The sequence below is a fragment of the Dactylosporangium fulvum genome, assembly GCF_025137375.1.
GTDB classification, from domain to species: Bacteria; Actinomycetota; Actinomycetes; order Mycobacteriales; family Micromonosporaceae; genus Dactylosporangium; species Dactylosporangium fulvum.
This window is the reverse complement of record NZ_CP073720.1, coordinates 6,032,450-6,058,404: the sequence shown is the minus strand read 5'-3', so window position 1 is coordinate 6,058,404 and position 25,955 is coordinate 6,032,450. Positions and strand designations below refer to the sequence as shown.

Sequence of the window (25,955 nt, the reverse complement as noted above, 5' to 3'; positions counted from 1 at the left end):
GGCCGCGCCGGTCACGCCGGATCGGCGCCGAACCGGCCGGGGGTGCCGCCGCGTTGAGTGCCGCGGCGGCCCAGGCACCCTGCAACGCACCCGCGCGGGCCGGCGAACGTGATCGCCTCCGTCCGCAGCGGCGCCGGCCCGGCGGGCGGGGAAGCACCCGCCCAGGGGTGCGGAAAACCGCACCCCTGGGCAGCGGGAGGATGGGCGGCATGAACCCGCCAGGCACCGGGACGCTGCACCACGTCGAGCTCTGGGTCCCCGATCTCACGCGGGCCGTGGCCGGCTGGGGCTGGCTGTTGCCGGCGCTCGGCTACACCCTGTTCCAGGACTGGCCGGCCGGGCGCAGCTGGCGCCTCGGCCACACCTACGTCGTCGTCGAGCAGTCACCCGACCTGCGGGAAGGCGCCCACGAGCGGCGCCGGGCGGGGCTGAACCACCTGGCGTTCCACGTCGCCGGCCGCGACCGGCTCGACGCGCTCGTCGCGGAGGCGGCGCAGCACGGCTGGCGCCTGCTGTTCGCCGACCGCCACCCGTATGCGGGCGGCCCCGGCCACTACGCGGCCTACCTCGAGGACCCGGACGGCTTCGAGGTCGAGCTCGTCGCTGAGCCGGTCCCGGGGCCGATCCGTCACTGACCGGTGCTGCTGGAGCCGCTGCGGAGCCGGACCTCGGCGCCGTTCTGCAGGTAACTCTGCTGTGACACCTGGACGAGGACGGCGTCGCGGTGGAAGTCCGGCAGGGTGGTCGCGCCGCAGCTGACCATGGTGGCGCGGAGTTTCGCGACCGTCCGGGCGACGTTGGGGTAGAGGCTGCCGGCGTAGGGCACGTAACCGTCGACGCCTTCCTCGAACGGCAGCTCGGTCTCACCCTGGTCGTAGCGAGCGACGTTGCGGGCCCGCTGGGAGCCCTCGCCCCAGTACTCCTTGAACAGCTGCCCGTCGAGTTTGACGAGGTTCGACGGGCTTTCGTCGAAGCGGGCGAAGTATCGGCCGAGCATGATGAAGTCGGCGCCGAGCGCGAAGGCGACGGCCATGTGATAGTCGGCGAGGAGCCCGCCGTCGCAGCAGATCGGCACGTAGACGCCGGTCTCCTCGGCGTAGCGGTCGCGCTCGGCGGCGACGTCGATGAGGGCGGAGGCCTGGCCGCGGCCGATCCCCTTCTGGTCACGGGTGATGCAGATGGAACCGCCGCCGATGCCGACCTTGACGAAGGCGGCGCCGGCGTCGGCGAGGTAGCGGAACGCGCGGCCGTCGACCACGTTGCCGGCGCCGACCGGGACGACCCCGCCCAGCTCCTCGACGGCGTAGCGCAGGGTGCGCTGCTGCCAGACGGAATAGCCGTCCGACGAGTCGATGCACAGCACGTCCGCGCCGGCCTCGACGAGGGCGGGGATCCGGTCACGGAAGTCGCGGGTGTTGATCCCGGCGCCGATGCGGAAGCGCTTCTCGGCGTCGATGGTCTCGTTGCGGAACTGCTTGTGCAGTTCGTAGTCGCGGCGCAGCACGATCGAGGCGAGGTGCCCGTCGGCGGTGACGATCGGCAGCAGGTCGAGGCGCTGGTCCCAGATGAGGGTGTTGGCGTCGGACAGTGAGATCGTCGGCGGGGCGGTGACGAGGGTGTCGGCGGGCCGCATCCGCGACGCGACGGTGTCGTTGAGGTCGTGACGCTGCGGGTGGAAGTCCCTGGAGCCGATCAGCCCGACGAACAGGCCGGTGGGGGAGCCGTCGTCCGTGACGACCGCGATGTCCCGTTCGGCGGCCTGCAGCAGCCGGCTCACCTCACCGAGGGTCGCGGTGGGCTTGGTGTTGATGTCGGAGTGGCGGAAGCCGGCCTTGTGCCGCTTGACGGCGCTGACCATCCGCGCCTGCGCGGCGATGGGCTGGTTCTGGTGGGCGAAGCCCAGCCCGCCGGTCTGGGCCAGGGCGATCGCGAGCCGGGGCGAGGAGACGGCCTGCATGATCGCGCTGACGAGCGGGGTCGCGATGCGCAGCGGCGACGGTTGCCCGATCGGGTGACGCACGAGCGGTGCGGACAGGTCGACGGCGTCGGGTGCGCAGTCCTCGGTGGTGAGGTTGGGCACGAGCAGGTATTCGTTCAGGGTGCGGGAAACTTCGGGGAGGATGACTGCCACGCGCTGCTCCTCGGACACTCCGCCGTTGCGACTCAGCCGGAATGCGTTGCAACGTTACCAGCACGCCCCGGCTCCCTCAGGGTCGCAGGGTGGTAGACGGCCGGCTGGTCCTCTGGCGCGCCGCGTTCAGGCGTTGCGCGCGTAGTAGTCCCGGACCGGCAGGCGGACCCAGCGGTCCGGCGGGCCCGTGAAGGCGCGGGCGTCCACCGGTCGCAGGCCGGCGTAGGCGCAGCAGTGGGCGACGGCCTTGTACTGATACAGGTACCGGCGCAGGATCTCCGCCGCGGAGTCCTCCGCGGCGGACCAGCCGCCGCCGGGATGCAGGTCCCACCCCTCGACGACCCCGTCACGGTAGATGCTGCCCTGGTCGCCGCTCTTGGGGTTGGCGTACATCGCGTAGGTCACCGTGCCGGCCGACAGCAGCCGGGCGACCACGGGGGTCGACGCGCCGTACGCCCACGGCTGGCTGACGACACAGCCGCCCGGCACGTCGGTGACGCCGACGGTCAGCAGCGCGTCCTCGCTCAGCGAGTCGAACCAGAACTCCCGGGCCATCCGCTCCGGATCGTCGTGCTCGACGACCGTGGCCGACAGGCGCCGCACGGCTTCGGGCGCGGCGACATCCCGTACACACGTGAAGCTCATGCCTTCCGTCTGGAAGGTTCCCAGCGCGCCGACGAGCCTGCGGGCCTCGGCGACCATGGCCTCCTCCGCCGGCGACAACGGCTCGATGCCGGACGGGAGGGGGAAGATGCCGGGGACCGTGCCGGCAAGGCTCAACCTTCCTGGTGACCAGCCGGCCATCATCGGCCGCCACGGGTCGGCGCCGGCCGCGGCGAGCACCCGGGCGTTGTCGGGCTTGCCGGCCTGGACGGCGACCCACAGCGCGGTGCGGCCGTCCTGCTCGGCGTCGACGTCGTCGACGAGGCGCGCCAGCTCGGCCACCACCTCGGCGGATCCCCACTCGGCCGCGTGATGCAGCGGCCGGCGGCCCCGGCTGTCCGTGTCGGGGTCGGCCCCGGCGGCCAGCCGCGCACGGACCTCGGCGAGGTCCGACCAGGACCGCCAGCCCATCCGCGACCAGTCGGGGTTCTCGGCCATCACCGGCCGACGATATCGCGGTGGCGGTGGTACCGTCGCTCCCGTAGATCACGAGTGCCAGCGCGAAGCCCCGGCCCGCTGGCCGGCGACCCTCCGTTCGCCGGCGGGTTGCTCCGGGTGCAGACCAGGCCCGGCATGCGGATGCCGGGCGAGCCGCGGCCCCGGAGAGGTGCCCCGCATAAGCACACGACGATTTCGCGCCGCCGATGCCCGTGACGCCGAACAGATCGCGGCGCTGCACGCCGACAGCTGGCGCCGGTTCTACCGGGGCGCCTACGCCGACGCGTTCCTCGACGGGGATGTCGAGGCCGACCGCCGTGCGGTCTGGCTGGCACGGCTGGCCGCGCCGGCCGGCACCGGGACCGTCGTCGCCGAGCACGGTGACCGGCTGGTGGGCTTCGTCCACGTCGTGTTCGACAACGACGCGCGGTGGGGCAGCCTGGTGGACAACCTGCACGTCATCGACGACCAGCGCCGCACCGGCCTCGGCACCCAGCTCCTGGCGCGCGCCGCCCGGGCCGTCACCGAGCGGGCCGCCGGCGCGGCGATGTATCTCTGGGTGCTGGAGCAGAACACCGCCGCGCAAGGGTTCTACCGCGCCTCCGGGGCGACGTGTGTGGAGACGGCGACGGTGGCACCGCCCGGTGCCGACCCGGCCCGCCTCGTCGGCACTCCCCGCAAGCTCCGCATGGCCTGGGCCGACGCCGCGCCGGTGAGCCGCCCGGCCGGCGGGACGTCCGGGTGACGGCCGCGACTCAGCAGGTCAGGTCGATGTCCAGGACGGCGGCCTCGGTGGCGTTGACGAACACGACCGTACCGTTGAAGTCGTCCTCGGCGGCGGGTTCGTCGTCCGGCCCGTTCAGGGGCAGCCATCCGGCGTAGGCGATCAGCGGCGGGCCGTCGGGGCCGGTCATCCGGGCGAGCAGGACGTCGAGCAGGTCACGGTGCAGGTGGCCGGCGATGTGGTCGTCCGGGACCTCCAGCCACTCGCCCTCCCAGTCCTCGTCGATCAGGTCGAGCAGGGAGCCGCTCACGATGTGCTCCATGCCGCGGCGCAGCTCGTCGACCGAGACGGTACGGAACTCCGGCACCTCCTCGGGCTCCTCCTCGCGGGTACGCCGCCACCAGTCCGCGGCCACGGCGAGCGGGTCGCCGTCGCCACGCGGGCCGATCCAGGCGCGGAACGTCACCGGGTTGTTGTTGTTCACCCAGAGCAGCCCGCTCAGCAACGTCATGAGACACGCCAGGTGCGTGCGCAGCGCGGCGTCCGCGCCGTCGGCCTCGATCACCGGCGGCGGCTCGACGGCGGGCGCGGTCGCCACCGTCAGCCGCAGCGTCTCGCCGAAGGTATCGCGCCGGAGCAGGTGCAGGTCGTCGTCGCCGGTGGAGACCCGCAGCAGGTCCGAGTGCTGCCCGACGAGCTGGTCGGCGAGGTGCGCGAGCAGCGACCCGCCGCGCGGACCGGTCACCGGGATCCGTTCCCTCAGCAGGGCGAGCACCTCGGCGGTCGCCTCGTCGGCCGGCCGGGTCGGCTCGTACGGCCGGCCGGGGGCGGCCTGGACCAGGCTGGTGAGCACGTTCGCCGCGACGGGCCGGCCGGGCCCGGACTCCGGGAAGCCGCCGAGGCGGGCGATCTCCGCCGCCGGCGGCGGTTCCGGCCACTGCTGATCGGAGCGCTTGGGGCCGGCACCGACGACAACCTCCGTCCGCCGGCCCGGGGCACCGTCCCGCGCCCAGACGGCGAGCAGCCACGCGGCCGCGATCACCGCCCACTCCCGGGACGTCGGTGCGGGCCGGTCGCCGGACGGCACCGGGCTCGGCTGCCGGTACCAACTGTCGGTGTAGCTCGTCGTCCGGTCCACCGCAGAGCCCCCTCCGCCCGCTCGTCATTCGGAACGGGCCGACCCTACCGTCCCGGGCGGGTGGACATCCCGCGGCGAGCCGGTCGGCGTGGCCGTTCCAGGCGGCACCGCGACCAGGAGCCGGGCTCAGCCTTGTCCCGGGCGGGTGGACATCCCGCGGCGAGCGGTCGTTCAGGTGGCACCGCGACGAGGAGCCGGGCTCAGCCTTGTCCCGGGCGGGTGGACATCCCGCGGCGAGCGGTCGTTCAGGTGGCACCGCGACGAGGAGCCGGGCTCAGCCTTGTCCCGGGCGGGTGGACATCCCGCGGCGAGCGGTCGTTCAGGTGGCACCGCGACGAGGAGCCGGGCTCAGCCCTCGTTCCAGGCGCGGCTGAGGTCGTCCCGGAGTTGCACGCCCCGGCGATGAGCCGGACGTCGCCACCCTCAGGCCGGTGAGCGGGGTGACTCGCCGGTGCTGTGGCACATCCCGGACGTGCGCCGCGTCCGCGACCTGGTGGCCAACGCCCAGGCGGCGCAGTTGGCGCTGCTTGGGAAGCGATGACCGGCGGCAGTGGCTGGTGGCGCGTGGTGCCAAGCCGTGGCAACGACGCGAGGAAGTGTCATGAAGCACCCTCCGTGCCGTGAGCGTGGCGGCCCGTCGTCACGAGGCACGTCAACGCCGCTCGGCGGGCAGTGTGACCGAATGGCGGGACGCCATCGACAATTGGCGATGTTTGATCGGCCCGCTCGGCATGATCCCGAAGACTTTGTGCCGTCCGGGCAGCATAAAGTCTTCGGGATCATGAAAATCGGTCCTCATCGCCGACTGTCGATGCACCAAGATGTCTGAAATGTCCCGAGCATCGCCACGGGTCGGCGTATGCGACCGGCGCAACGGAGGGGCCGGCGAGCCGGCGCGCCGAGCGAGCGCACCCCAACGAGCGCGCCGAGTGAGCGCGCCGAGTGAGCGCACCGAGTGAGCGCACCCAACGAACGCACCCAACGAGCGCACCCAACGAACACACCCCAACGACCAACGAGCGCACCTCAACGAGCGCACCTCAACGAGCGCACCGAGTGAGCACACCCAACGAGCGCACCCCAACGACCAACGAGCGCACCCAACGAGCGCACCCCAACGAGCGCACCCAACGAGCGCGCCGAGCGAGCGCACCCAACGAGCGCACCCCAACGAGCGAGCGGCGCGGCGGCACGACCTGACCGGCACGCAGCGGGCCGGCGACATCGGGGCGGCCGAACGACCAAAGTGCACCTGGGCCACGGACAGGGCCGGAAGTCGCCGGCGCTGCGTCAGGAGCGGTCACCTCCGACGCCGGCCGTTAGGCTCCCCGGGCATGAGCATGATCATGCAGTACGCCCGGCTGCGTCCGTCCGAACTCGCGGAACTCCAGCGCCTGCTCGCCGAGGCGCCCGACGACGCGCACGACTTCGTGAGCGATCTGGCGCGCCAGATGGACACCGACAAGGCGTGGGCCGGCCTCGAGCACCTGCTGAAGAAGCTCGACCCGCCGGTGGACGTCATCAGCGGCGGGACGGCCTTGACGGACGACGAGTGGGGCTACGAATCACCGCGGCTGCTCACCCGGGACGAGGTGGGTTCGGCGGCCCGGTTCCTCGGCGGGACGCCGTTCGAGCGGCTCGTCGAGGGCTACGATCCGGCCGAGTTCGCGGCGGCCCGCGTCTACCCCGGGATCTGGGACGAGGAGTGGGCGCAGGACTACCTCTCGGGCGCCTACGCGCACCTGGTCACGTTCTTCCGCGCCGCCGCCGCGGCCGGCGACAGCATCGTGCTCTGGATGTCCTGAAGGCCCGCGTCAGCCGTCCAGGCGCCACACGTCGAGGCGGAAACGGTCCTCGCCGCTGGTGATCCAGGTGCCGTCACCGAGACCGCGCGGGTCGGAGCCCACCGTCGCCGGATAGCGCAGGGGCCCGCGCGCGGTCAGGTCGTCGGCGTCGACCAGCCAGTGCCGGACGTCGGCGTCGCCGTGGCCGTGCCTGCTGGTGCCGGCGACGATCGTACGGTCGTCGACGGGACCGCAGACGTAGTCCCAGCGTGACTCGTCGTCCGCGCCGGGCAGTGACTTCGCGAACAGGGTGCCGGTGACGGCGCCGTCGGGCAGCCGGTGGACGGCGAGGTCCTGCAACGCATGGTCGAGCGAGATGAACGTACGTCCGGAAGGCCCGCAGGCGACGAGGGCACGGTCGTCGCCGAGGTGGGTGACGGTCAGTTCGCTGCCGTCCCAGCGGGCCCAGCGCATCGGGGAGCCGTCCCGGCCCTCGCCGACGCTCAGGCCCATCCGCGTCGGGTCCGGGTGCGGGATGTGGTTGGAGCCGGCCGCCGCGGTCCCGGTGGCGGCCCGGGCGAGCACGCGCCCGTCGGCGGCGTCCAGGACGAGCCACAGCTCGTCGGCCGCGTCGTCCCGGTGGCCGGCGGGCCGGTCGGGGACGGCGTCGCCGGCCAGCGGGCCGCGCACGTGGGCCCACACGGTGCGCCCGTCGGCGCTGATCCAGGCCGAGCCGCTGCCGGGATAGCGGTGCTCCGGATCGCCGGCGTACTCGTCGTACGAGCCGTGCAGGCCCATGCATCCGCCGGTCCAGCACGTGTGCGGCAGCTGCCACCGCACCGCCCCGTCCGGGCCGACCGCCTGCAGCCCGTGCTGCCCCACGAACACGGCGACGTCGAACTGCGGGCTGACCGCGTCGACACCACCCGACCGGTCGGGCCAGGGCGCCGGGAACGAGGCGACGGGCGTGGTGTCCCCGGCCAGCAGGCGATCGAGGTCGTACGCGACGAGCGCGGCGTCGCGGCGGACGGTGACGATCCGGCGGTGCGGCCACTGCAGCACCGCCGGCCCTCCGTCGGAGGGGGAGCCGGGCACGGCGAGCGTCCCGACCAACCGCGGCGTGAGGTCCATCCGGCAGATGATGCCGTATCCCCGTAACCCATATCGACGGGGGTTGTTCATCGACTGCGTCAGGCGCGGCGCCGCACCCTGCGAACCACCACGAACGCGACTGCCCCGGCCACCACGAGCCCGGCCGCCAGCAGCGTCAGCACGCCGAGCCGGCCCGGGCCCGACGAGCGCCCGGTCGCCGCCTGGGCCGCGGCCGTCCCGGCCGGGGCCGCCGTCGCGGCCGGTGGGCGGTGCAGTTCGGCGGCCTCCTCGGGGGTGACGAGGTGCCCGACGGACGCCGCCGCGGGCAGCCCGAAGCCCCAGTCGAGCAGCATCGTGGCCTGTTTCCAGGTCCGCCCCGGCACGATCTCCGCGCCCATGAGTGTGACCACCAGGCGCCGGCCGTCGCGCTGGGCGGCGCCGACGTAGGTGTGCCGCGCCTCGTCGGTGAAGCCGGTCTTGCCGCCGAGCGCACCCGGATAGTTCGTCAGGAGCTTGTTCTCGTTCTGGATCTGGAACCCCTTCGGGTCCTTCGGCGGCTGCGCCGGCCACTGGAAGGTCGCCCTGGTGTCGTACTGCACGAAGTCCGGCCGGGCGAAGGCGGCGCGGGCGATGAGCGCCAGGTCGTACGCGCTGGTGAACTGGTCCGGTGCGTCCAGGCCGGACGGGGTGACCGCGTGCGTGTCGTCGGCGCCCAGCCGGTGCGCCTCGGCGTTCATCGCCGCCATCGTCGCGGCGACCCCGCCGTCGCCGCCGGCCATCCGGGCCAGGGCGTTGGCCGTGTCGTTGCCGGACTGCAGCAGCAGCCCGTACCACAGCGTCGAGACCGGGTACTTGCCGCCGACGATCATGCCGACCGCCGAGCTGTCCGCCGGCAGGTTCAGGTCCTCGGCGGTGGCCTCGACGACCAGGTCGGGGTCGAGCTTGGGCAGGGCGGTCGCGGCGAGCAGCAGCTTCTGCACGCTCGCCGGCCGGCGCTGCAGATGCGGCGCGCAGGCGCCGAGGACCGCGCCCGTGTCGAGGTCGGCGACCACCCACGACATCGCGGACAGGGCCGGCGGCGTGGGCGCTCCGCCCGGCACCGCCAGACCGGTCGTGCCCAGTTCGGCGCCGCCGATCACCTGGGCCGCCGGGTCCCGCACCGGTGCGGGCGGTGTCGGCGGGACCGTCGGAATCGAGACGTACGGGCAGGGCACCGCCGCGGGGGCCGCCGCCACCGGGCTCACGACCGGCGACGGCACCACCGCCAACCCCGCGCCCACCACAACCGCCACCGTCCGCCAGGCCCTCACGGCAGGAGCGTATCCGTAGCCCTGTCGAGGCGCGCGCCGGAAGCCGTGCCGGCAGGCCCCTGCCGGTCACCCGTCGTCAGCACCCAGCCGATGACCGCCCAGATCACGCCGGCCACGAGGTTCCCGCCCAGCTGCGACAGGATGATGAACGTCAGCCAGACGAGCGGCAGCGCGAGCGCCAGCGGGCGCGGGAGGGTCCGCGTGCGGAACGTGGCCACGGCCAACAGGATCGAGCCGACCAGCCAGGCCAGGTTCGCGGGCGCCGCAACGATCGGGAACCACGAGTAGTCCTCGTCGTGCAGGTTCGTCGAGGTCATGCCGAAGGCCAGCAGCACGGCGCCGGCCACCGCGACGACGCCGCCGGTCCGGCCGAGTTTTCCGGACGCCCGGCCCAGGGCGAGGTAGCCCGGCACCCACAGGACGAGTGCCGCGGCCGTCAGGGCGAGCAGGACGTGCTCGGAGGTGCCGACGATCGGGTTGCCGTCGTCGGTGCGTACCGCCTGGATGGCCCCGGCGACGGCGGAGGCCACACCCCCGGCGACGGCGGCGTATCCGGCGAGCCGGGCGTTCGCTCGGGGCCCGGCGGTCGAGGCGGTGGTCGTGGTGCCGCTCATGACGGTCGCTCCTTCCGGGCCGGCACCGTGCCGGCCGACGGGGAAGACCGTACGAGCGGGCGGGGTCCGGGCACGTCGGCCCGCAGACCGGTCCGTACACCCCGGCGGGCGCGCGTTCCCTACATCGCTCGACCGATCGTCATGCGACGCGAGGATGACGCCCCCGCGCCGCCCGGCTGGCTAGGGTCTTCTGGTGGACCCGCTGGAGACGATCGCGAGGGTGCCGCGCCGCCCGCCGCGTGTCGACCTCGCCATCACCGCCCTGCTGCTGGTGTGGGCCGTGATCGAGGCGCTCGCCGCGTCGGGGCCGGGGCTGCTGTGGCAGCGGGTGGCGTTCGCGGTCGGTGTGACCCTGCCGCTGGTGCTGCGCCGGCGTGCGCCGGTCACGGTGATGGCGGTCCTGATCGGCGTGCTGATGGTCCGGATCGCGCTGGTGCCCGGGCAGGAGGACAGCACGTTCCCATTCCCGAGCCTGCTGGTGGCGACGTTCTCGGTGGCGTTGCACACCCGCGGCCGCGCGGTGGCCGTGGCGACCGGGTTCGCGCCGGTGCTCACGATGCTCGCGCTGTTCCCGCTCGGGTACTACCAGGGCCCGATGAGCATCGGGCAGACGTTCATCCTCGGCTTTTTCGTGGCGGGCGCCTGGGTGGCCGGCTGGCTGGTCCGCCTGCGCGCCGACCAGGCGGCCGCGGCGCGCTCCGACTCGGCGCGGCTGGCGGAGGAGGCCGCGGCGGCGCGGTCGGACTCGGCGCGCCTGGCCGAGGAGGCCGTGGCGGCCGAGCGCGCGCGGATCGCCCGCGAGCTGCACGACGTGGTGGCGCACTCGCTGTCGATCGTGGCGGTCCAGGCCGGCGCCGCCGAGGAGCTGATCGCCCTGGACCCCGGCAGCGCCCGCGCCCACATCGCCGCGGCCCGGCGCACGGCCCGCGAGGCGCTGACCGAGATGCGCCACGTGCTGGACGTCCAGCGTGAGGGTGGGCCGGAGGCCGCGCCGGCGCTGGCGCCGCAGCCGACCCTGGAGCGGGTCGCGGACCTGGTCGACGAGGTGTTCGCGGCCGGCCTCCCGGTGCGGCTGGTCACCGACGGCGAGCGGGGCACGGTGCCCGCCGGGGTGGACCTGGCCGGGTTCCGGATCGTGCAGGAGGCGCTGACCAACGTGCGCCGGCACGCCGGAGCGGCCGAGACCCGCGTCCGGATCGGCTACGGTGACCGGTGGATCGAGGTGGAGATCCGCAACGCCGCCGGTGCGCCCGGCACGCGCGCCGCGGCGCGGACGGCCGGCGCCGGCCGCGGCCTCGTGGGCATGCGCGAGCGGGTCCGGCTCTACGGGGGCACCGTCACCGCCGGACCGGACGGCGACGGCTTCGCCGTGCACGCGCGACTTCCGAGGGAGCCTCAATGATCAACGTCCTGGTCGCCGACGATCACGCGTTGATCCGCTCGGGGCTGGCCGGCATGCTGGGCGCCCAGCCCGACATCACGATCGTCGGTGCGGTCGCCGACGGCGCCGAGGCGGTGCGGCACGCCGGCACGCTGCGCCCGGACGTGGTCGTGATGGACATCCGGATGCCGAAGATGGACGGCATCGAGGCCACCCGGCGGATCCGTCTGGCGCCCGACCCGCCCCAGGTCCTCGTCCTGACCACGTTCGACCTGGACGAGTACGTCTACGAGGCCCTCCGCGCGGGCGCCGGCGGCTTCCTGCTCAAGGACGCTCCGCCGGGACAGCTCGCCGAGGCCGTGCGCACCGTCGCGGCCGGGGAGTCACTGCTGGCGCCGGCGGTCACCAAGCGACTGATCACCCGGTTCCTGCGGGTGCCGCCCTCGCCGACGGCCGCGGCGCGCGCGGCCGCCGACCGGCTCACCGAGCGCGAGCTGGAGGTGCTGCGGCTGGTCGCGCGCGGCCTGAGCAACCAGGAGCTGGCCGAGCGCCTGCACCTGTCCGACGCCACCGTGAAGACCCACGTCAGCCGGGTGCTGACCAAGCTCGACCTGCGCGACCGGGTGCAGGCGGTCGTCTACGCGTACGAGCACGGCCTCATCGTCCCCGGCGAGGACGACTGAGCATTCACGAACCGCCCTGCGAGCCGGGCGTGACCAGCCCGGTCTCGTAGGCGACCACGATCGCCTGGGCCCGGTCGCGCAGCCGCAGCTTCGACAGGATCCGCGCCACGTGTGTCTTCACCGTCGCGTCCGACAGGTGCAGGTGCTCGGCGAGTTCGGCGTTGCTCAGCCCGCGGGCCAGCAGCCGCAACACCTCGACCTCACGCGGGGTGAGTGTCGACAGGTCGCGGTGCAACGCGGCGGTGTGCTCGTCGCGGCTGGCGTAGCGCTCGATGAGCCGGCGCGTGATCGCCGGGGCGAGCAGCGCGTCACCGGCCCGGACCAGCCGCACGGCGGCGACGAGCTGCTCCGGGCTGACGTCCTTGAGCAGGAAGCCGCTCGCGCCGGCGCTCAGCGCGGCGTAGACGTACCGGTCCAGGTCGAACGTCGTCAGGATGATCACCCGCGGCGGCTCGGCGGACTCGGACGCCAGGATCCGCCGGGTCGCCTCGAGGCCGTCCATCTCCGGCATCCGCACGTCCATCAGCACCACGTCCGGCACCGTCCGCCGGACGGACTGGACCGCCTCGACGCCGTTGGCGGCCTCGGCGACGACGTCGATGCCGTCGGCGTTGAGGATCATCCGGAACCCGGTGCGCACCAGCGCCTGGTCGTCGGCGATGACGACACGCAGCGGCAGGCTCACACGTCACCCCCGTCGCCACCGTTGACCGGTATCTCCGCCACGACCCGGAACCCGCCGGTCGGGCGGTGGCCGGTGGTCAGGGTACCGCCGTAGACCTCGAGCCGCTCACGCAGCCCGATCAGGCCCCGCCCGCTGCCCGAGCCGACCGCCGGCGCGCCGCCGGTGTCGGTGACCTCGACCCGCAGTACCGAATCCGATTGCGTCACGTCGATCCTGACCTCGGCACCGGCGGCGTGTTTCACGGCGTTGGTCAGCGCCTCCTGTACGACGCGGTAGGCGGCGAGGCCCACGCCCGGCGGCACGTCACCGGCCGCGACTTGCAGGGTCACCGGCACGCCGGTCTCGCGGACCCGGGCGACGAGCGCCTCGAGCCCGTCGAGGCCCGGCTGCGGCGCCAGGTCGACGCCGTCGTTGTCCACGGTGAGCAGGCCGATCACCTGCCGCAGCTCGGTCATCGCCGCGCGGCCGCCCGCCTCGACCGCGAGCAACGCCTCCTTCGCCTGCTCCGGCGCGCTGTCCATGACCTTGCGGGCGGCGCCGGCCTGCACGACCATCACGCTCACGTTGTGGCTGACCACGTCGTGCAGCTCGCGGGCGAGCCGGGCCCGTTCCCGGTCGACGGCGAGGCGGGTCGCGGCCTCCCGCTCCTGTTCCAGGGTGCGGGCCCGCTGCCGCCAGGTGTGGATCGCGTTCGCGGCCAGGCCGACCGACGACAGCAGCAGGAACGTCACCAGACCGGACGGCAGGCCGGGGAGGTTGTCGCGGTTGCCGCCGACGACCAGCACCGCGGCGAGCACGACGCTGACCAGCGCGAGGTTGCGATATCGGCTGTACGTGGGTGCGCTGTACGCGGCGACGACGGACGCGACGACCGTCCAGGTCGGGTCGCCGTTGAGCGTGTAGACGTACAGCGCGGCGAACGTGATGACCCAGAACGACGCGAGCGGGAAGCGGCGGCGGGTCGCCAGCGGCAGCGCCGACAGGGCCGCGACGGCGAGCTGCCACGGCTCGAGCTCGCCCGGCGGTCCGTCCTGCAAGCGGTCCCGCGGCCCGGGCGCCCACTCCGGCGGCCCCGGCGCCACCGGCGCGGGCGCGCCCTCCGGCACGAAGATGTGGATCGGCCCGTCTCGTTGCATCACGTCCTGGTGTTGCAGCGCGCCGCTGACGGCCGCGGTGGCCAGCAGCACGGCGAGGATGGCGTCGGCCGCCCACGCCCACGCGCTCAGCCGCGGCTGTGCGGGGGCGGTCTGCCACAGCCAGGTGGCGGCGGCCCGCAGGCGGCGCGCGATCGCTTCCCGGTCCACCGCCCCAGTCTGGCAAGCCGGGCGGAGGACCGCGTCGGGACGGATGCGTACATCGCAGGGATGACTCCGGCGGAGGTCCGCCTGACGGGCGACGGGAAACCGGTACCGCGGCCGACGTGCCCGGCGCCGGTCCGCCCATAGCTTCGCCACCATGACCGACGCAGGCGCACTGATCGAGTGCAACGACGTGACCAAGCAGTACGACGGCGGGCCCGCCGCGCTGTCCGGGCTCGACCTACGGATCCGGGCGGGCGAGGCGCTCGCGGTGCTGGGTCCGTCCGGCAGCGGCAAATCCACCCTGCTCAACCTCGTCGCCGGGCTGGACCGGCCGACCCGCGGCACCGTCACCGTCGACGGGGTGCGCGTGGACCGGCTCGGTGAGGCGGCGTCCGCGCGGTACCGCCGCGAGCGGATCGGCATGATCTTCCAGTTCTTCAACCTGCTCGACGATCTCACCGTGCTCGACAACGTCCTGCTGCCGGCGCAGCTGGCCGGAGTACCGCGGCAGAAGGCCCGGCACCGGGCGGACGAGCTGTTGGGGTACCTCGGCATCAGCCGCCACGCGAAGGCCTTTCCCGGCCGGCTGTCGGGCGGCGAGCGGCAGCGGGTCGCGGTCGCGCGGGCGCTGATGAACCGGCCCCCGCTGCTGCTGGCCGACGAGCCGACCGGCGCCCTCGACACCGCGTCCGGGCAGGAGGTCCGCAAGCTGCTCACCGAGCTCAACCGGGACGGGCAGACGCTGCTGCTGGTCACCCACGACCTGGCGCTGGCCGAGGCGTGCGCGACGCGCACCATCGAGCTCGTCGACGGGCGCCTGGTGCAGGAGGTGGTCCGGTGAGCGCGGGCCTGGGCACCGTGGTGCGGGCGGGGGTGGGGCGGCGGCGGGTGCAGACCGTCGTCATCGCGCTCACCACCCTGCTCGCCGTCGCCGCCTCCGTGCTCGCCACCGGCCTGCTCGTCGCGTCCCGGGCGCCGTTCGAGCAGGCGTTCACCCGCCAGCACGGCGCGCACCTGGCCGGGCAGTTCGACGCCGCGAAGGCGACCGCGGACCAGGTCGCCGCGACCGCGCACGCGACCGGGGTGACCGCCACGGCCGGGCCGTTCGCGACGGTGGAGCTGCGGCCGCGGAGCGTGACGGGACGCGGGCCGAGCGGCACCGGCCCAGGCGTACCGCCCGGAGTCGACCTGCCGTCCGTGACGGTCGTCGGCCGCGGCGACGCCGGCGGCGACGTGGACCGGCCGCAGCTCACCGAGGGGCACTGGGCGAGCGGGCCGGGAGAGATCGTCTGGGCCGTCGGGCAGATCCCGTTCCGGGTCGGCGACCGGATCGCGTTCCCCGGGGCGCCCGGCAGCCCGACGCTCACCGTCGTCGGGCTGGCGCGCTCCGCCACGAAGACCGCCCAGGCGTGGGCCTCCCCGGCCACGGTCACGGCACTGACCGGGCCCGGCGCCGCGACGGGCTACCAGATGCTCTACCGCTTGGCCGCCGCGGACACCGACGCCGACATCAACGCCGCACGGGCGGCGGTCGCGGCGGCGGTACCGCCGGAAGCCCTCGCCGGCGCCGCCTCGTACCTGCAGATCAAGCGGGCCTCGGAGCAGGTCTCGGGGACGTTCGTGCCGTTCGTGGTCGCGTTCGGGGTGCTCGGGCTCGTCATGTCGGTGCTCATCATCGGCATCGTGGTCAGCGGCGCGGTCGGTGCCGCCACCCGGCGCATCGGCGTCCTCAAGTCGCTCGGCTACACCCCGGCCCAGGTCGCCCGCGCCTACGTCGCCCAGGCGCTGATCCCGGCGACCGCCGGCGCCGCGGCCGGCGTGGTGCTGGGCAACCTGGCCGCCGTACCGGTGCTGGCCGAGGAGGGCGAGGCGTTCGGTACCGGCACCGCGAGCCTCGCCCCGTGGGTCTCGGTCGTCGTGCCGCTCGCCGCGCTCGCCGCCGTCGCGGTCACCGCACTCGTGCCGGCGCTGCGGGCCGGGCGGCTGCGCACCGTCGAGGCGATCGCCGTCGGCCGCACCCCGGCGGTCGGCCGCGGCCGCACGGCACGGCACCTGCTGGGCCGGCTGCCGCTGCCCCGCCCGGTGAGCCTGGGGCTCGCCAACCCGTTCACCCGGCCGGGCCGCTCGGCGACGATCGCCGCCGCCGTCGCCCTCGGCGCCCTCGGCGTCACCTTCGGCACCGGCCTGGCCCTGTCCGTCGGCGCCGTCCAGGAGGCGGTGAACCGCCGGACGGCCGGCGACGTCCTCGTGCACACGAGCCCCTGGTCCAGTCCCGAGTCGATCGTCGCCGCGATCGAGGCCCAGCCGGGCACGACCCGGTACTTCACCACTCGGTACACCGAGGCCGGCGTCGCCGGGCTGACCGGGCCGGTGGAGGTCGTCGGGTTCGACGGCGACGCCTCCTGGGGCACCTACGAGATCATCGAGGGCCGCTGGTTCGCCGGGCCGGGGGAGGCGGTCGTGCCGAGCGGCTTCCTCGACGCCACCGGCATCCGGATCGGCGACACCATCACCCTCACCGGCGAGGGGCACAGCGCACGCGTTCGCGTCGTCGGTGAGGTCCTCGACCTCAGCTCCCAGGGGCTGCGCGTCGTCACCGACGTCCGCTCCCTCGCGGGCCTCGACCTGGACACGCGGCCCGGCAGCGCCGAGTACCACGTCGACGTCGCCGCCGGCACCGACCTCGCGTCCTACGTGAACACGCTGAACACGGCGCTGGCCGGCACCGGCGAGGCCGAGGTCAACGTCGGCGAGATCAGCAGTGTGGTCGTGGCGATGGACACCCTGGCCGGCACGCTCACGCTGCTGCTCGTCACGGTCGCCGGGCTCGGCGTGCTCAACACCGTCGTCCTCGACACCCGCGAACGGGTCCACGAGCTCGGCGTGTTCAAGGCGCTCGGCATGGCACCGCGGCAGACCGTCGCGATGGTGCTCACGTCGGTCGCCGGGATCGGCCTGCTCGCTGGCCTCGTCGGCGTGCCGGCCGGGATCGCGCTGCACGACGCGGTGCTGCCGGCGATGGCCCGCGCCGCGGGCACCCGGTTTCCGCCGCACATCCTGGACGTGTACGGGCCGGCGCTGCTCACCGCACTCGCCTGCGGCGGCCTGCTGATCGCGCTGGCCGGAGCGCTGCTGCCCGCCGGCTGGGCGTCCCGGACGAGCACCGCCCACGCGCTGCGGACCGAGTAGGCGGCGTTCAACGGTCTCCCCGGAACGCTTCGAGGCCGCGGCGCCAGGTGTCGTCGAGATCGGCGCCGGGCGGGAAGCGCTCGTACAGCTCGAGGATGACCATGCCGTGCGCGAAGGCCCAGAGGGCCCGTGCGTGTTCGCGGTCACCCCCGGTCGCGTCGAGGAGGGGCTTCGCGGCCGCCTCCTCGACGCCCGGGGTGAGCAGGTCGCGGCGCAGGGCCCGCTCGGTCATCAGCCGGTAGAGGTTCGGCCGGCGGTGTGCGAAGTCGCGGTACGCGACGGTGAGTGCGGCGATCGGATCGGCGGCGCCGTCGACGGCCCGCGCGAACAGCTCCGCCTGTTCCTCGAAGCCGACCGAGATCAGCGTGGCCTCCAGCGCCTGCTTGTCGCGGACGTGCTCGTAGAGCGAGGCGGCGCGGATGCCGACCCGGTCGGCGAGACGGCGCATCGACAGCGCCTCGGGGCCTTCCCGCTCCAGGAGCTCCCGCGCGGCCTGCACGATCTCCCGGGCCCGCGGCGTGAGCCGGCTCAGCACCTGTGACGCCATCAGCCTCACCCTTTCCGGTTCGCCCTAACGGTGTTAGGTTAGCTCCCTAACACCGTTAGGGCGAAAGGCAGTGTCATGTCGGTCGGTTCCCCGTCCAGCCACGTCGAGTCCGTCAAGTCCGCCGGGCGGGTCCGTGACCGCATCGCACGGGCACTGCTCGTCCTCGCCGCGCTCGGCGCCGTCGTCGCGGTGGCCGGAGCGGTGGGCGCGGTCGCGGACGCCGGCCCGGCCACGCGGATGGTCGAGACCTGGCGCATGCTCGGCTTCGTCGTCTTCGCGGGCGTGTTCCTGCTGCTGGCCTACCGCCCGCGGCGCTACGCGGGAATCTGGGAGCTGGCCATCCTCGACAAGCTCGGCCTGACGATCGCCGCCCTGTCCTTCGGCGGCGAGGTCGAAGGCGCGAGCGAGGCCCTGTTCGCGGACGGCGCGATCACGCTCATCCTCCTGGTGTCGTACGGTCTGAGCCGCGCCTGGACGGCATGGCCGGCCGCCCGCGCGACGGCGTGACGCAGGCCGTCGCCCGAGCGCGGCATGGTGGCGGCGTTCTACGCCAGCCAGGCCTCGTCGTCGGTGGCGTGGGCCAGCAGCTTTTGCAGCAGCCGGCGTAACGTCGCCGCCTCGGCGGGGGTCAGGCCGCGCAGGAAGTCGTCCTCGACCTTGCGCAGCGGGTCGCGGACGCCGGCCAGCAGCCGGGTCGCCCGTGGTGTCAGCGCCAGCCGCCGGGTCCGGCCGGTCGCGCCCGGGGCGCGGCGCAGATAGCCCGCCGTCTCCAGTTCGCCGACCATCTCGTGCAGCGACTGCCGGGTGACACCGAGCTGGCGGGCCAGCTCCGACATGGTCAGCTCCGGCTCCAGATCCAGCTGCGTGAGCAATCCGAACTGCCGGACGGTCAGTCCGTGCGGGTGCAGCACGCGGTCGAGGGGCCGGGCGGCGAGCGTGTGCGCGTACGCGAGCAGGTAGGGGATCACCGCGCCGACGGTACCGCCGATGTCAGGGCTCCTGACGTTTTACATGATGTTCTGCCTAGGCTTTTGAGGCCACTCGGCAGGAACAAATACGGCGAATCCCATATTTGCCGCCAATTCCGCCCATCGCGAAATCCCATTCACCGCTAGGAGAGGCGATGATCCGTGCCCGAAAACTGACCCGGCACTTCCGGGTCAAGAAGGAGACCGTCGAGGCCGTGCGCGGCCTGGACCTCGACGTCGAGGACGGTGAACTGGTCGCGTTCCTCGGCCCCAACGGCGCCGGGAAGTCCACCAGCCTGCGGATGCTCACCACCCTGCTGCCGCCGACCGACGGCACCGCGACCGTCGCCGGCGCCGACGTGCGCACCGACCCCGCCGGCGTCCGGCAGCGCATCGGGTACGTCGGCCAGGGCAGCGGGGCCGGGCACTACTTCCGCGTCCGCGACGAACTGGCCACGCAGGGGCGCTGCTACGGCCTCAGCCGGCGAGCGTCACGCACCCGCGCCGACGAACTGCTCGCCGTGTTCGACCTCGAGCAGCTCGCGACCCGCACGGTGTCGACGCTCTCCGGCGGGCAGCGGCGCCGGCTGGACATCGCCATCGGCATGGTGCACCGGCCCCGGCTGCTGTTCCTCGACGAGCCCTCCACCGGACTCGACCCGCAGAACCGCGCCCATCTCGCCGAGCACATCCGACGGCTGCGGCGGGACTTCGGCACCACGATCTTCCTGACCACCCACTACCTCGAGGAGGCCGACGCGCTGGCCGAGCGGGTCGTGGTCATCGACCGCGGGACGGTGATCGCGGACGACACCCCGGAGCGGCTGAAGGCGACCCTGGCCGGCGACCGGATCACCGTCACGGTCGGCTCGGCGGCGGACGCGGGGCGGGCCGCCGGCGTCGCCGCCGGGGTGCCGGGCGCGCACGAGGTGACCACCGACGGCGCCGCCGTGCGCATCCGGGCGACGGGCGGGGACACCGTCGTGCCGGAGCTGGTGCTGGCGCTGGCCGCCGCCGGTGTCCGGACCCGGGCCGTCGACCTGCGCCGCCCCACGCTCGACGACGTCTTCCTCACCCTCACCGGACGCAGCCTGCGCGAAGGAGCCTGACATGAAGCCCGTCACCGACGCCGGCACCGTCTTCGCCCGCGAGATGATGCCGACCTTCCGCAACCCGATCGGCATCCTGTTCATGATGGCCGAACCGGCGGTCTTCCTGCTGCTGTTCGGTCCCTTGCTGAGCGGCATGCCCGGCACCGGCGGCGGCACGCCGTGGGAGTGGTTCGTGCCCGGCATCCTCGTCATGCTGGCCCTGTTCGGCACCACCGGCGCCGGCTACTCGCTGCTCGTCGAGCTGACCGGCGGCTCGCTGGAGCGGATGCTGGTGACCCCGCTGAACCGCACCGCGATGCTGATCGGCCGGACGCTCAAGGAGATCGTCACGCTGCTGCTCCAGGCGGTGCTGATCGTGCTCGTGGTGCTGCCGTTCGGGCTGCGGCCGCATCCGGTGGGCCTGGCCGCGGCGCTGGTGCTGCTGGCCACGTTCGGCACGGGTCTCGGCGGGCTGGCGTTCGCGCTCGCCATCGCCGCCCGGCGGCAACAGGAGCTGTTCTACGGCGTGCAGCAGGTGGTGCTCTTCCCGGTCGTGCTGATCGCCGGCGTGCTGCTGCCGACGGAGGCGGCACCCGGCTGGCTGCGCGCGCTGTCCCGGGTCAACCCGGTGACGTACGTCGTGGACGCCGAACGGGCGCTGTTCCGCGGTGACGTGTGGAGTGCCGAGGTGGTGTACGGGCTGGCGGCGGCGGCCGGGATCGCCGCGGCCGGCCTCGCGCTCGGCACCCGGGCCATGCGCCGGGCCACCCTGTAGCGCGCTCGACCATGTCAAGTTTTCTAGACATGGTGTCAAGCAAGTGTTACCTTCGGGATGTCAAAGATTCTGTACATCCTCAAGGAGCGTGCCGTGACGCACGAGGAGAAGCGCGCCTGGATCATGCTGGTGGTCAGCGTGGTGGCGTATGCGGTGTACCTGGCCGTCGTCCTGAGCCGGGTCGGCGGCGGCGCACTGGCCGACGTGTCCTACGCCGGCCCGCTGCTGTGGACGGTCGGCGGGGCGATCGTGACGTCGATCGTCGCGGAGATCGCGATGGGCGTGGTGAACCCGCGGGCGTCACGCGCCAAGGACGAGCGTGACAAGGAGATCGGCCGGCTCGGCGACCACGTCGGACAGTCCTTTGTGGTCATCGGCGCGGTGTCGGCGATGCTCATGGCGCTGGCCGGCTGGGACCGGTTCTGGATCGCCAACGTCATCTACCTGGGCTTCGTGCTGTCCGCCGTCCTCGGCTCGGTCACGAAGGTGATCGTGTACCGCGGGAGCTTCCCGCAGTGGTGAAACCGACCCGCGTCACCAACCGCATCCGGGTGCTGCGCTTCGAGCGCGGCGAGATGACCCAGGCGGAGCTCGCCGAACGCATCGGCGTCACCCGGCAGACCGTCATCGCCATCGAGCAGGGGCGGTATTCGCCGTCGCTGGAGATGGCCTTCCGCATCGCCCAAGTGTTCGGCGTGCGGCTCGACGACGTGTTCCAGTATCCAGACCCAGGGGAGGGGTCCACGTGAAAGCGATCGCTCAGGACCGGTACGGCCCGGCCGACGTGCTCGGGCTCCGCGACATCGACGTGCCCACGGCGGGCGCCGGGGAAGTGCTGGTGCAGGTGCGCGCCGCCGGCGTCGACCCGGGCGTGTGGATCTGCATGACCGGCCGGCCGTACCTGGCGCGCCTCGCGATGGGGCTGCGCCGGCCGAAGGTCGCGGTGCGCGGCCGGGACCTCGCCGGGGTGGTGGCCGCGGTCGGCGCCGGGGTGACCCGGTTCCGGCCCGGCGACGAGGTGTACGGCACGTCCCTGCGGGGCACCTACGCCGAGTTCACGGCCGCGCCGCAGCAGCGGTTGGCGCTCAAGCCGGCCAACCTGTCGTTCGAGCAGGCGGCCGCCGTGCCCGTCTCCGGCATGACGGCGCTGCAGGCCGTGCGGGACAGCGGTGCGGTACGGGCGGGACACCGCGTGCTCGTCATCGGCGCCGGGGGCGGCGTCGGGTCGTACGTCGTGCAGCTCGCGAAGGCGTACGGCGCGCACGTGACCGCCGTGTGCAGCGCGCCGAAGGCGGACCTGGTGCGCTCCCTCGGCGCCGACGACGTCGTCGACTACACCCGCGACGGGATCGACCGGGACGGCGCACGGTACGACGTCGTGATCGACACCGGCGGGGACCGCCCGCTGTCGGTGCTGCGGCGCGTCCTGACCCCACGCGGGACGCTGGTGCTCGTCGGCGGCGCGTACGACGGGAGCCCGCTGCTGGGCGGCTACAGCCGGCAGATGCTGCGCGCCCCGCTGCTGGCGCTGTTCGTCGGGCAGCGACTGCGCGGCCTCACCGGCCGGGAACGCGCCGAGCACCTCGACGAGCTGCGCCGGCTGATCGAGGCCGGCGCCGTCATGCCCGCCGTCGACCGCACCTACCCGCTCGCCGGCGCCCCCGACGCGATCCGCCACCTCACCGGCAACCGGCCCGCGGGCAAGCTCGTCGTGGCCGTCACGGCCGGGGACCCGCGATGACGACGGCCGCGACTGCCCGTACGACTCCGGAAATCCCGTTGCGCAGGGCGGCCGTCGTCGCCGGGGCCGCCCTGCTCGCCATGACCGTGCTCGCCGGTGTCAGCTTCGCCGTCCTCAACAGCCTCGTGGTGGCCGGCGACGCCGCGCAGACCGCGCGCAACATCCGCGGCGACGAGCTGCTCTTCCGGGCGTCCGCCTGCGGCTTCACCGCCGTCGCGGTGCTCGACGTGGTCGTGGCCTGGGGGTTGTACGGGCTGCTGGCGCCCGTCGACCGCGGCCTCGCGACGATCGCGGCGTGGCTGCGGGTCGGCTACGCCGCCGCCTTCCTCACCGCCCAGGGCAACCTGCTCGCCGCCGCGAACACGCCGGCCGGCGGTGACCCCGGGGACGTGTCGGCTGCGGTGACCGCCTTCCAGCACGGCTGGGACGTCGCGCTGGTCATGTTCGGCGCCCACCTGTTCGCGGTCGGCTGGCTGGTGCTCCGGTCCGGCTACGTCCCCGCCCCGATCGGCGTGCTGCTGATGATCGCCGCGCTGGGCTACCTGGTCGACAGCTTCGGCAAGCTGCTCGTCGCGGGGTACGACGCCGAGGTCGCCGGGTTCACGTTCCTCGGCGAGGTGCTGCTCATGGCGTGGCTGCTGTGGCGGGGCCGACGGCTCTGAGGTCCCGCGCCGGCGGCTTCAGGCTCTGGCGAGCGCGATGGCCGCGAACCCGCGCAGCGCGCGGTTGTCCCAGCCCGGGACGTCGGGCGGCACCGGCCGGTCATGGTCCGCCGCGGCGAAGATCAGCTCGAGCGCCGGTTCCGGGAGGTGCCCGCCGTGCCGGTAGGCGAGGGCGATCGCCGCGGTGAGCGCGACCTGCGGATCACGACTGCCGAGGCCGTGCCGGAGGCGCTGTTCGATGTGGGGGTGGTCGGCCGGCAGATGCGCCAGGGCGAGGTTGGCGCTGGCCCGGGCCGGACCGTCCGCCACCGCCACGAGCGCGGCCACCGATTCCGGGGCGGGCGGGAACCAGGCCAGCAGCGCCGCGGCGCGGGCCGCGAGCTCGTCGTCGGCGTCGTACACCCAGCCGGCGACCGTGGCGGCGTGTGCGGCCAGGGCCCGGTAGGCGTCGCGGGCCCACCGGTGGGGCGCGGCGTTGGTCCAGTAGCAGGGCTGGTCGTCGTCCTCCGGCCGGTCGTCCTCGCGGTAGAGCCACCGGATGAGCTGCGGGAGCTGCTCGTCGGTGATGTCGTCGGCCTCGGCGTAGCTCGCGTCGGCGTCGAAGGGAAGCCGGTCGTCGCGGTGGTCGCCGATGCCCACCGCGACGAGCAGGTGCAGCAGGCGCACCCGATCGGGGGTCGCCGGGTCGTCGACGAGGGCGACGAGGAAGGGCACCGCCGGGGCGCTGACCTGCCACCTGGTGCCCTGGTGGTACAGCTGGTCGAACAGCTCCGAGCACGCCTGGTCGCGGGCCGGCCGGTGCGGATCGCGCAGCGCGCGCAACAGCTCGGGCATGCGGGACGCCGGGCCGCGGCAGCCGTACAGCTCGCCCCAGGGCACCCCGCCGACCCCGGCGAGCGGGTCACGGTCCGGTCTCACCAGGCCGTTTCTACCGGGCCGGTGATCAGCTGTACAGCCTCGGCGGGACGTCATTCTGCCCGAACGGGTCTTCACCGGCGCGGTGGCCTGCCCGTACCGTCGCGTGCCATGACCGTCGACGCCGCACGTCCGGCCCTTCCGGCGCAGGTGACCACCGCGTTCTGGCTGCGGCTCGCCGCCGCGACCAAGTATCGCCGCCCCGTCCCGCGCCGGACCCCGCCACCGGCACCGGTCTGGCCGGTCGACCTCGCCGCCGCCCCGTGGCCGGTGACGTCCATGCGCTGCCCCGACCTGCCGGCGCCCTCGCTGGACGACACGTAGGCGCGCGGCTGTAGCGTGAGGATCATGTTCAACGTCCCGCTCGGCGACGGAGCCGAGCTGCGCCCGCTCGAACCGTGGCAGGCCGAGGAGTTCATCGCGCACATGGACCGCGCACGGGAGACCGTGGACCCGTGGGTGCCGTGGGCGTCCGTGAGCACCGATCTGGTCTCCGCCCGCGCGACGTTGCAGCGGTACGCGGACCTCGCCGCCCGTGACGCCGGACGCCTGTACGGCATCTGGCTCGACGGCACGCTCGTCGGCGGCACGATGTTCGTCTCCTTCGACGCCGCGGCGGGCAACTGCGAGCTGGGCTGCTGGCTGGAGCCGGCCGGGCAGGGACGCGGCCTGGTGACCCGGGCGGTGCGGATGCTCGTCGACTGGGCGGTGCACACCCGCGGCATGCACCGCGTCGAATGGCGGTGCCGGCCCGACAACATCGCCAGCAGCAGCATCGCCCGCCGGCTCGGGATGCGCCTCGACGGCGTGCTGCGGGAGGAGTACCTCTACCGCGGCGTGCGCCACGACCTGGAGGTGTGGTCGCTGCTGGCGTCCGAGGCCGACAAGAACGCTTAGGCCCTGTCCGGGCCGCTCGTGGTCAGCTCGGACAGCTCATCCGGACGGGGACGCCGACGGCTCGGTCAGCGGTGCCCCGGCGGTGCTCGGGCTCGGCGGCGGTGTGTCGGCCGGCGCGGATTCCACGAACGGCGAGACCGACGTCGATGCGGAGGCCGACGTCGATGCCGACGGTGACGCCGGCGCCGAGGTGGTCGGCGGTGCCGTGGTCGGCGGTGTCGTCACCGGCGGCAGCGTGGAACGGGTCGGGCTCGGCGAGCCGGCCGGCGACGGACGGCGGGTGGGAGTCCCGGTCCCGGGGTCGTCGGTCGGCGGCGGGACGACCGCCTGCTGCGGCGCCCGGTCGAACCAGGGGATCGCGCCCGGGGCCGCCTGCGCGAGGGCCACGACCGTCACCAGCGAGGCGCCGGCGACGGCGGTGACCAGCAGCGCCCGGGACGCCCAGTTCCGCCGCTGCCGAGGACGCCGCGGCGCCGGCCGGGGCGGCACCGCCTGCGGGCCGGCGGGCACCGGCCGCAGCACCCGGGTGGTCGCGGCGAGCGGGGCCGGCGGCTCGACGTGGGCCTGGACGAGCCGGGCGAGGATCAGCGCCGCCTCGTCGCTGCCGGGCCGCTGCACCGGATCCGGGAACCGGCAGCGCCGCATCAGCTCGTCCAGCTCCACGGGGATGCCGGACGGCGCCGTCGCCGCGAGCAGGGTGCCGAGGGCGTGGACGTCGCGGGTCGGTGCGTCCAGGTCGACGCCGACGTCGGTGCCGAAGCCGATGACCTTGACGCCGACGTCGGTGCGGAGCACCTTGGCCGGGCCCAGCGTGCCGTGAGCCACCCACTGGCTGTGCGCATACGCGAGCGCGGCGGCCATCTCGGCGCCGACCCGCGCGGTCTCGCGCCAGTCCTGCAGGCCGTCGCGGACGTCCGCGGTGAGCGGGCGGCCTTCGGCGTATTCCATCACGACATACGGCGTCGGGCCGCGCCCGGGCAGCTCGGTGACGCCGACGTCGTAGACGGCGGCCACGTTCGAATGGCTGAGCCGGGCGCCGAGCCGGCCGGCGTCGAGGAACCGGGACGCCGCGTCCGCACGGTCGGCGCGCAGCAGGCGGACCGCCACCTGGCGGCGCAGCAGCTCGTCGTGGGCCGACCAGACCTCTGCCGTCGCTCCGGCGTTCAGTTGCCGGACCAGACGGTATCGGCCTTCCAGCAGCATGAGCTCCGACGTCTCCCCGTCTG

The 25,955-nt window shown here is 74.0% G+C and carries 28 protein-coding genes and 1 riboswitch; of the genes, 16 read left to right on the top strand and 12 right to left on the bottom strand.

The window, feature by feature from the left end; genetic code table 11:
* The first annotated feature begins 209 nt into the window (after window positions 1-209).
* A complete protein-coding gene (locus Dfulv_RS28415; protein ID WP_259856595.1) occupies window positions 210-635 on the top strand; it encodes a VOC family protein in 426 nt (141 codons plus the stop codon).
* Here the strand turns inward: Dfulv_RS28415 and Dfulv_RS28410 are convergent.
* Window positions 629-2,131, bottom strand: coding sequence for an IMP dehydrogenase (locus tag Dfulv_RS28410; RefSeq protein WP_259856594.1), 1,503 nt, complete (start codon window positions 2,129-2,131; stop codon window positions 629-631). The two genes, Dfulv_RS28415 and Dfulv_RS28410, sit on opposite strands and share 7 nt — an antisense overlap.
* A gap of 126 nt (window positions 2,132-2,257) precedes the next feature.
* Window positions 2,258-3,232, bottom strand: a complete 975-nt coding sequence (locus tag Dfulv_RS28405) for an ankyrin repeat domain-containing protein (protein WP_259868243.1) — start codon at window positions 3,230-3,232, stop codon at window positions 2,258-2,260.
* A gap of 46 nt (window positions 3,233-3,278) precedes the next feature.
* A riboswitch (SAM riboswitch) is annotated at window positions 3,279-3,393 on the top strand.
* A gap of 8 nt (window positions 3,394-3,401) precedes the next feature.
* Between Dfulv_RS28405 and Dfulv_RS28400 the strand changes: the two genes are divergently transcribed.
* Window positions 3,402-3,977: a GNAT family N-acetyltransferase gene (locus Dfulv_RS28400; protein WP_259856593.1), complete on the top strand. Its 576-nt coding sequence runs from the start codon at window positions 3,402-3,404 to the stop codon at window positions 3,975-3,977.
* A gap of 10 nt (window positions 3,978-3,987) precedes the next feature.
* On the opposite strand, the gene Dfulv_RS28395 is transcribed toward Dfulv_RS28400, so the two are convergent.
* On the bottom strand, window positions 3,988-5,094 hold the full coding sequence (locus tag Dfulv_RS28395) for a hypothetical protein (RefSeq protein WP_259856592.1): 1,107 nt from the start codon (window positions 5,092-5,094) through the stop codon (window positions 3,988-3,990).
* A gap of 1,334 nt (window positions 5,095-6,428) precedes the next feature.
* On the opposite strand from Dfulv_RS28395, the gene Dfulv_RS28390 reads away from it, so the two are divergent.
* On the top strand, window positions 6,429-6,899 hold the full coding sequence (locus Dfulv_RS28390; protein ID WP_259856591.1) for a YfbM family protein: 471 nt from the start codon (window positions 6,429-6,431) through the stop codon (window positions 6,897-6,899).
* Window positions 6,900-6,908: 9 nt separating this feature from the next.
* Here Dfulv_RS28390 and Dfulv_RS28385 read toward each other — a convergent pair whose 3' ends face one another.
* Genes Dfulv_RS28385 through Dfulv_RS28375 form a run of 3 tightly spaced genes read right to left on the bottom strand, consistent with a single transcriptional unit; the run spans window position 6,909 to window position 9,894 of the window.
* A complete protein-coding gene (locus tag Dfulv_RS28385) occupies window positions 6,909-8,009 on the bottom strand; it encodes a hypothetical protein (RefSeq protein WP_259856590.1) in 1,101 nt (366 codons plus the stop codon).
* 59 nt (window positions 8,010-8,068) lie between these two features.
* The gene (locus tag Dfulv_RS28380; RefSeq protein WP_259856588.1) at window positions 8,069-9,280 is read right to left on the bottom strand and encodes a D-alanyl-D-alanine carboxypeptidase family protein; all 1,212 of its coding nucleotides are present in this window, start codon (window positions 9,278-9,280) and stop codon (window positions 8,069-8,071) included.
* Complete coding sequence (locus Dfulv_RS28375; RefSeq protein WP_259856586.1) at window positions 9,277-9,894, bottom strand: hypothetical protein; 618 nt, start codon at window positions 9,892-9,894, stop codon at window positions 9,277-9,279. Before Dfulv_RS28375 ends, Dfulv_RS28380 begins: the two co-directional genes overlap by 4 nt.
* Before the next feature lie 193 nt (window positions 9,895-10,087).
* On the opposite strand from Dfulv_RS28375, the gene Dfulv_RS28370 reads away from it, so the two are divergent.
* Together Dfulv_RS28370 and Dfulv_RS28365 are read left to right on the top strand one after the other, a co-directional pair.
* Window positions 10,088-11,296 (top strand): sensor histidine kinase, encoded by a 1,209-nt coding sequence (locus Dfulv_RS28370; RefSeq protein WP_259856584.1) that lies wholly within the window; start codon window positions 10,088-10,090, stop codon window positions 11,294-11,296.
* Entirely contained in the window at window positions 11,293-11,958 is a 666-nt protein-coding gene (locus Dfulv_RS28365) for a response regulator (protein ID WP_259856582.1), read from the top strand. Before Dfulv_RS28370 ends, Dfulv_RS28365 begins: the two co-directional genes overlap by 4 nt.
* 4 nt (window positions 11,959-11,962) lie before the next feature.
* On the opposite strand, the gene Dfulv_RS28360 is transcribed toward Dfulv_RS28365, so the two are convergent.
* Window positions 11,963-12,580 (bottom strand): response regulator, encoded by a 618-nt coding sequence (locus Dfulv_RS28360; RefSeq protein WP_406568033.1) that lies wholly within the window; start codon window positions 12,578-12,580, stop codon window positions 11,963-11,965.
* Window positions 12,581-12,639: 59 nt separating this feature from the next.
* A complete protein-coding gene (locus tag Dfulv_RS28355) occupies window positions 12,640-13,947 on the bottom strand; it encodes a sensor histidine kinase (RefSeq protein WP_259856580.1) in 1,308 nt (435 codons plus the stop codon).
* Between the two features lie 151 nt (window positions 13,948-14,098).
* Between Dfulv_RS28355 and Dfulv_RS28350 the strand changes: the two genes are divergently transcribed.
* Complete coding sequence (locus Dfulv_RS28350) at window positions 14,099-14,785, top strand: ABC transporter ATP-binding protein (protein ID WP_259856579.1); 687 nt, start codon at window positions 14,099-14,101, stop codon at window positions 14,783-14,785.
* Window positions 14,782-17,133, top strand: a complete 2,352-nt coding sequence (locus tag Dfulv_RS28345) for an ABC transporter permease (RefSeq protein ID WP_259856578.1) — start codon at window positions 14,782-14,784, stop codon at window positions 17,131-17,133. The genes Dfulv_RS28350 and Dfulv_RS28345 overlap by 4 nt, the downstream gene beginning before the upstream one ends.
* A 7-nt stretch (window positions 17,134-17,140) precedes the next feature.
* Here Dfulv_RS28345 and Dfulv_RS28340 read toward each other — a convergent pair whose 3' ends face one another.
* Window positions 17,141-17,680: a TetR/AcrR family transcriptional regulator gene (locus Dfulv_RS28340; RefSeq protein ID WP_259856576.1), complete on the bottom strand. Its 540-nt coding sequence runs from the start codon at window positions 17,678-17,680 to the stop codon at window positions 17,141-17,143.
* Between the two features lie 75 nt (window positions 17,681-17,755).
* Between Dfulv_RS28340 and Dfulv_RS28335 the strand changes: the two genes are divergently transcribed.
* A complete protein-coding gene (locus tag Dfulv_RS28335; RefSeq protein ID WP_259856575.1) occupies window positions 17,756-18,187 on the top strand; it encodes a hypothetical protein in 432 nt (143 codons plus the stop codon).
* Between the two features lie 38 nt (window positions 18,188-18,225).
* Here Dfulv_RS28335 and Dfulv_RS28330 read toward each other — a convergent pair whose 3' ends face one another.
* Complete coding sequence (locus Dfulv_RS28330; RefSeq protein ID WP_259856574.1) at window positions 18,226-18,648, bottom strand: MarR family winged helix-turn-helix transcriptional regulator; 423 nt, start codon at window positions 18,646-18,648, stop codon at window positions 18,226-18,228.
* A gap of 155 nt (window positions 18,649-18,803) precedes the next feature.
* Here Dfulv_RS28330 and Dfulv_RS28325 point away from each other — a divergent pair, with 155 nt between their 5' ends.
* From Dfulv_RS28325 to Dfulv_RS28300, 6 genes are read left to right on the top strand one after another with little or no spacing between them, the layout of a single operon-like run.
* Window positions 18,804-19,757 (top strand): ATP-binding cassette domain-containing protein, encoded by a 954-nt coding sequence (locus Dfulv_RS28325; RefSeq protein WP_259856572.1) that lies wholly within the window; start codon window positions 18,804-18,806, stop codon window positions 19,755-19,757.
* Window position 19,758: 1 nt separating this feature from the next.
* On the top strand, window positions 19,759-20,514 hold the full coding sequence (locus Dfulv_RS28320) for an ABC transporter permease (RefSeq protein WP_259856571.1): 756 nt from the start codon (window positions 19,759-19,761) through the stop codon (window positions 20,512-20,514).
* Between the two features lie 57 nt (window positions 20,515-20,571).
* Window positions 20,572-21,036: a hypothetical protein gene (locus Dfulv_RS28315; RefSeq protein ID WP_259856570.1), complete on the top strand. Its 465-nt coding sequence runs from the start codon at window positions 20,572-20,574 to the stop codon at window positions 21,034-21,036.
* On the top strand, window positions 21,030-21,263 hold the full coding sequence (locus Dfulv_RS28310; RefSeq protein WP_259856569.1) for a helix-turn-helix transcriptional regulator: 234 nt from the start codon (window positions 21,030-21,032) through the stop codon (window positions 21,261-21,263). The genes Dfulv_RS28315 and Dfulv_RS28310 overlap by 7 nt, the downstream gene beginning before the upstream one ends.
* A complete protein-coding gene (locus Dfulv_RS28305; protein WP_259856568.1) occupies window positions 21,260-22,255 on the top strand; it encodes an NAD(P)-dependent alcohol dehydrogenase in 996 nt (331 codons plus the stop codon). Before Dfulv_RS28310 ends, Dfulv_RS28305 begins: the two co-directional genes overlap by 4 nt.
* Window positions 22,252-22,917, top strand: coding sequence for a DUF4386 domain-containing protein (locus Dfulv_RS28300; protein WP_259856567.1), 666 nt, complete (start codon window positions 22,252-22,254; stop codon window positions 22,915-22,917). The genes Dfulv_RS28305 and Dfulv_RS28300 overlap by 4 nt, the downstream gene beginning before the upstream one ends.
* An 18-nt stretch (window positions 22,918-22,935) precedes the next feature.
* Here Dfulv_RS28300 and Dfulv_RS28295 read toward each other — a convergent pair whose 3' ends face one another.
* Window positions 22,936-23,835: a hypothetical protein gene (locus Dfulv_RS28295; RefSeq protein ID WP_259856566.1), complete on the bottom strand. Its 900-nt coding sequence runs from the start codon at window positions 23,833-23,835 to the stop codon at window positions 22,936-22,938.
* 108 nt (window positions 23,836-23,943) lie between these two features.
* Between Dfulv_RS28295 and Dfulv_RS28290 the strand changes: the two genes are divergently transcribed.
* Window positions 23,944-24,156, top strand: a complete 213-nt coding sequence (locus Dfulv_RS28290; RefSeq protein WP_259856565.1) for a hypothetical protein — start codon at window positions 23,944-23,946, stop codon at window positions 24,154-24,156.
* 24 nt (window positions 24,157-24,180) lie between these two features.
* Window positions 24,181-24,729 carry a GNAT family N-acetyltransferase gene (locus Dfulv_RS28285; protein WP_259856563.1) on the top strand — a complete coding sequence of 183 codons (549 nt, stop codon included), beginning with the start codon at window positions 24,181-24,183 and terminating at the stop codon, window positions 24,727-24,729.
* 36 nt (window positions 24,730-24,765) lie between these two features.
* On the opposite strand, the gene Dfulv_RS28280 is transcribed toward Dfulv_RS28285, so the two are convergent.
* Entirely contained in the window at window positions 24,766-25,932 is a 1,167-nt protein-coding gene (locus tag Dfulv_RS28280) for a protein kinase (RefSeq protein WP_259856561.1), read from the bottom strand.
* Window positions 25,933-25,955: the final 23 nt, after the last annotated feature.

Excerpts from the sequence above, each read along its gene's own strand:
- Dfulv_RS28285 (WP_259856563.1), top strand. The coding sequence starts at position 24,181 with ATGTTCAACGTCCCGCTCGGCGACGGAGCCGAGCTGCGCCCGCTCGAA.
- Dfulv_RS28300 (WP_259856567.1), top strand. The coding sequence starts at position 22,252 with ATGACGACGGCCGCGACTGCCCGTACGACTCCGGAAATCCCGTTGCGC.
- Dfulv_RS28405 (WP_259868243.1), bottom strand. The coding sequence starts at position 3,232 with ATGGCCGAGAACCCCGACTGGTCGCGGATGGGCTGGCGGTCCTGGTCG.
- Dfulv_RS28315 (WP_259856570.1), top strand. The coding sequence starts at position 20,572 with ATGTCAAAGATTCTGTACATCCTCAAGGAGCGTGCCGTGACGCACGAG.
- Dfulv_RS28280 (WP_259856561.1), bottom strand. The coding sequence starts at position 25,932 with ATGCTGCTGGAAGGCCGATACCGTCTGGTCCGGCAACTGAACGCCGGA.
- Dfulv_RS28340 (WP_259856576.1), bottom strand. The coding sequence starts at position 17,680 with ATGGCGTCACAGGTGCTGAGCCGGCTCACGCCGCGGGCCCGGGAGATC.
- Dfulv_RS28360 (WP_406568033.1), bottom strand. The coding sequence starts at position 12,580 with ATGATCCTCAACGCCGACGGCATCGACGTCGTCGCCGAGGCCGCCAAC.
- Dfulv_RS28415 (WP_259856595.1), top strand. The coding sequence starts at position 210 with ATGAACCCGCCAGGCACCGGGACGCTGCACCACGTCGAGCTCTGGGTC.
- Dfulv_RS28390 (WP_259856591.1), top strand. The coding sequence starts at position 6,429 with ATGAGCATGATCATGCAGTACGCCCGGCTGCGTCCGTCCGAACTCGCG.
- Dfulv_RS28335 (WP_259856575.1), top strand. The coding sequence starts at position 17,756 with ATGTCGGTCGGTTCCCCGTCCAGCCACGTCGAGTCCGTCAAGTCCGCC.
- Dfulv_RS28365 (WP_259856582.1), top strand. The coding sequence starts at position 11,293 with ATGATCAACGTCCTGGTCGCCGACGATCACGCGTTGATCCGCTCGGGG.
- Dfulv_RS28385 (WP_259856590.1), bottom strand. The coding sequence starts at position 8,009 with ATGGACCTCACGCCGCGGTTGGTCGGGACGCTCGCCGTGCCCGGCTCC.
- Dfulv_RS28320 (WP_259856571.1), top strand. The coding sequence starts at position 19,759 with ATGAAGCCCGTCACCGACGCCGGCACCGTCTTCGCCCGCGAGATGATG.
- Dfulv_RS28375 (WP_259856586.1), bottom strand. The coding sequence starts at position 9,894 with ATGAGCGGCACCACGACCACCGCCTCGACCGCCGGGCCCCGAGCGAAC.
- Dfulv_RS28290 (WP_259856565.1), top strand. The coding sequence starts at position 23,944 with ATGACCGTCGACGCCGCACGTCCGGCCCTTCCGGCGCAGGTGACCACC.
- Dfulv_RS28325 (WP_259856572.1), top strand. The coding sequence starts at position 18,804 with ATGATCCGTGCCCGAAAACTGACCCGGCACTTCCGGGTCAAGAAGGAG.
- Dfulv_RS28350 (WP_259856579.1), top strand. The coding sequence starts at position 14,099 with ATGACCGACGCAGGCGCACTGATCGAGTGCAACGACGTGACCAAGCAG.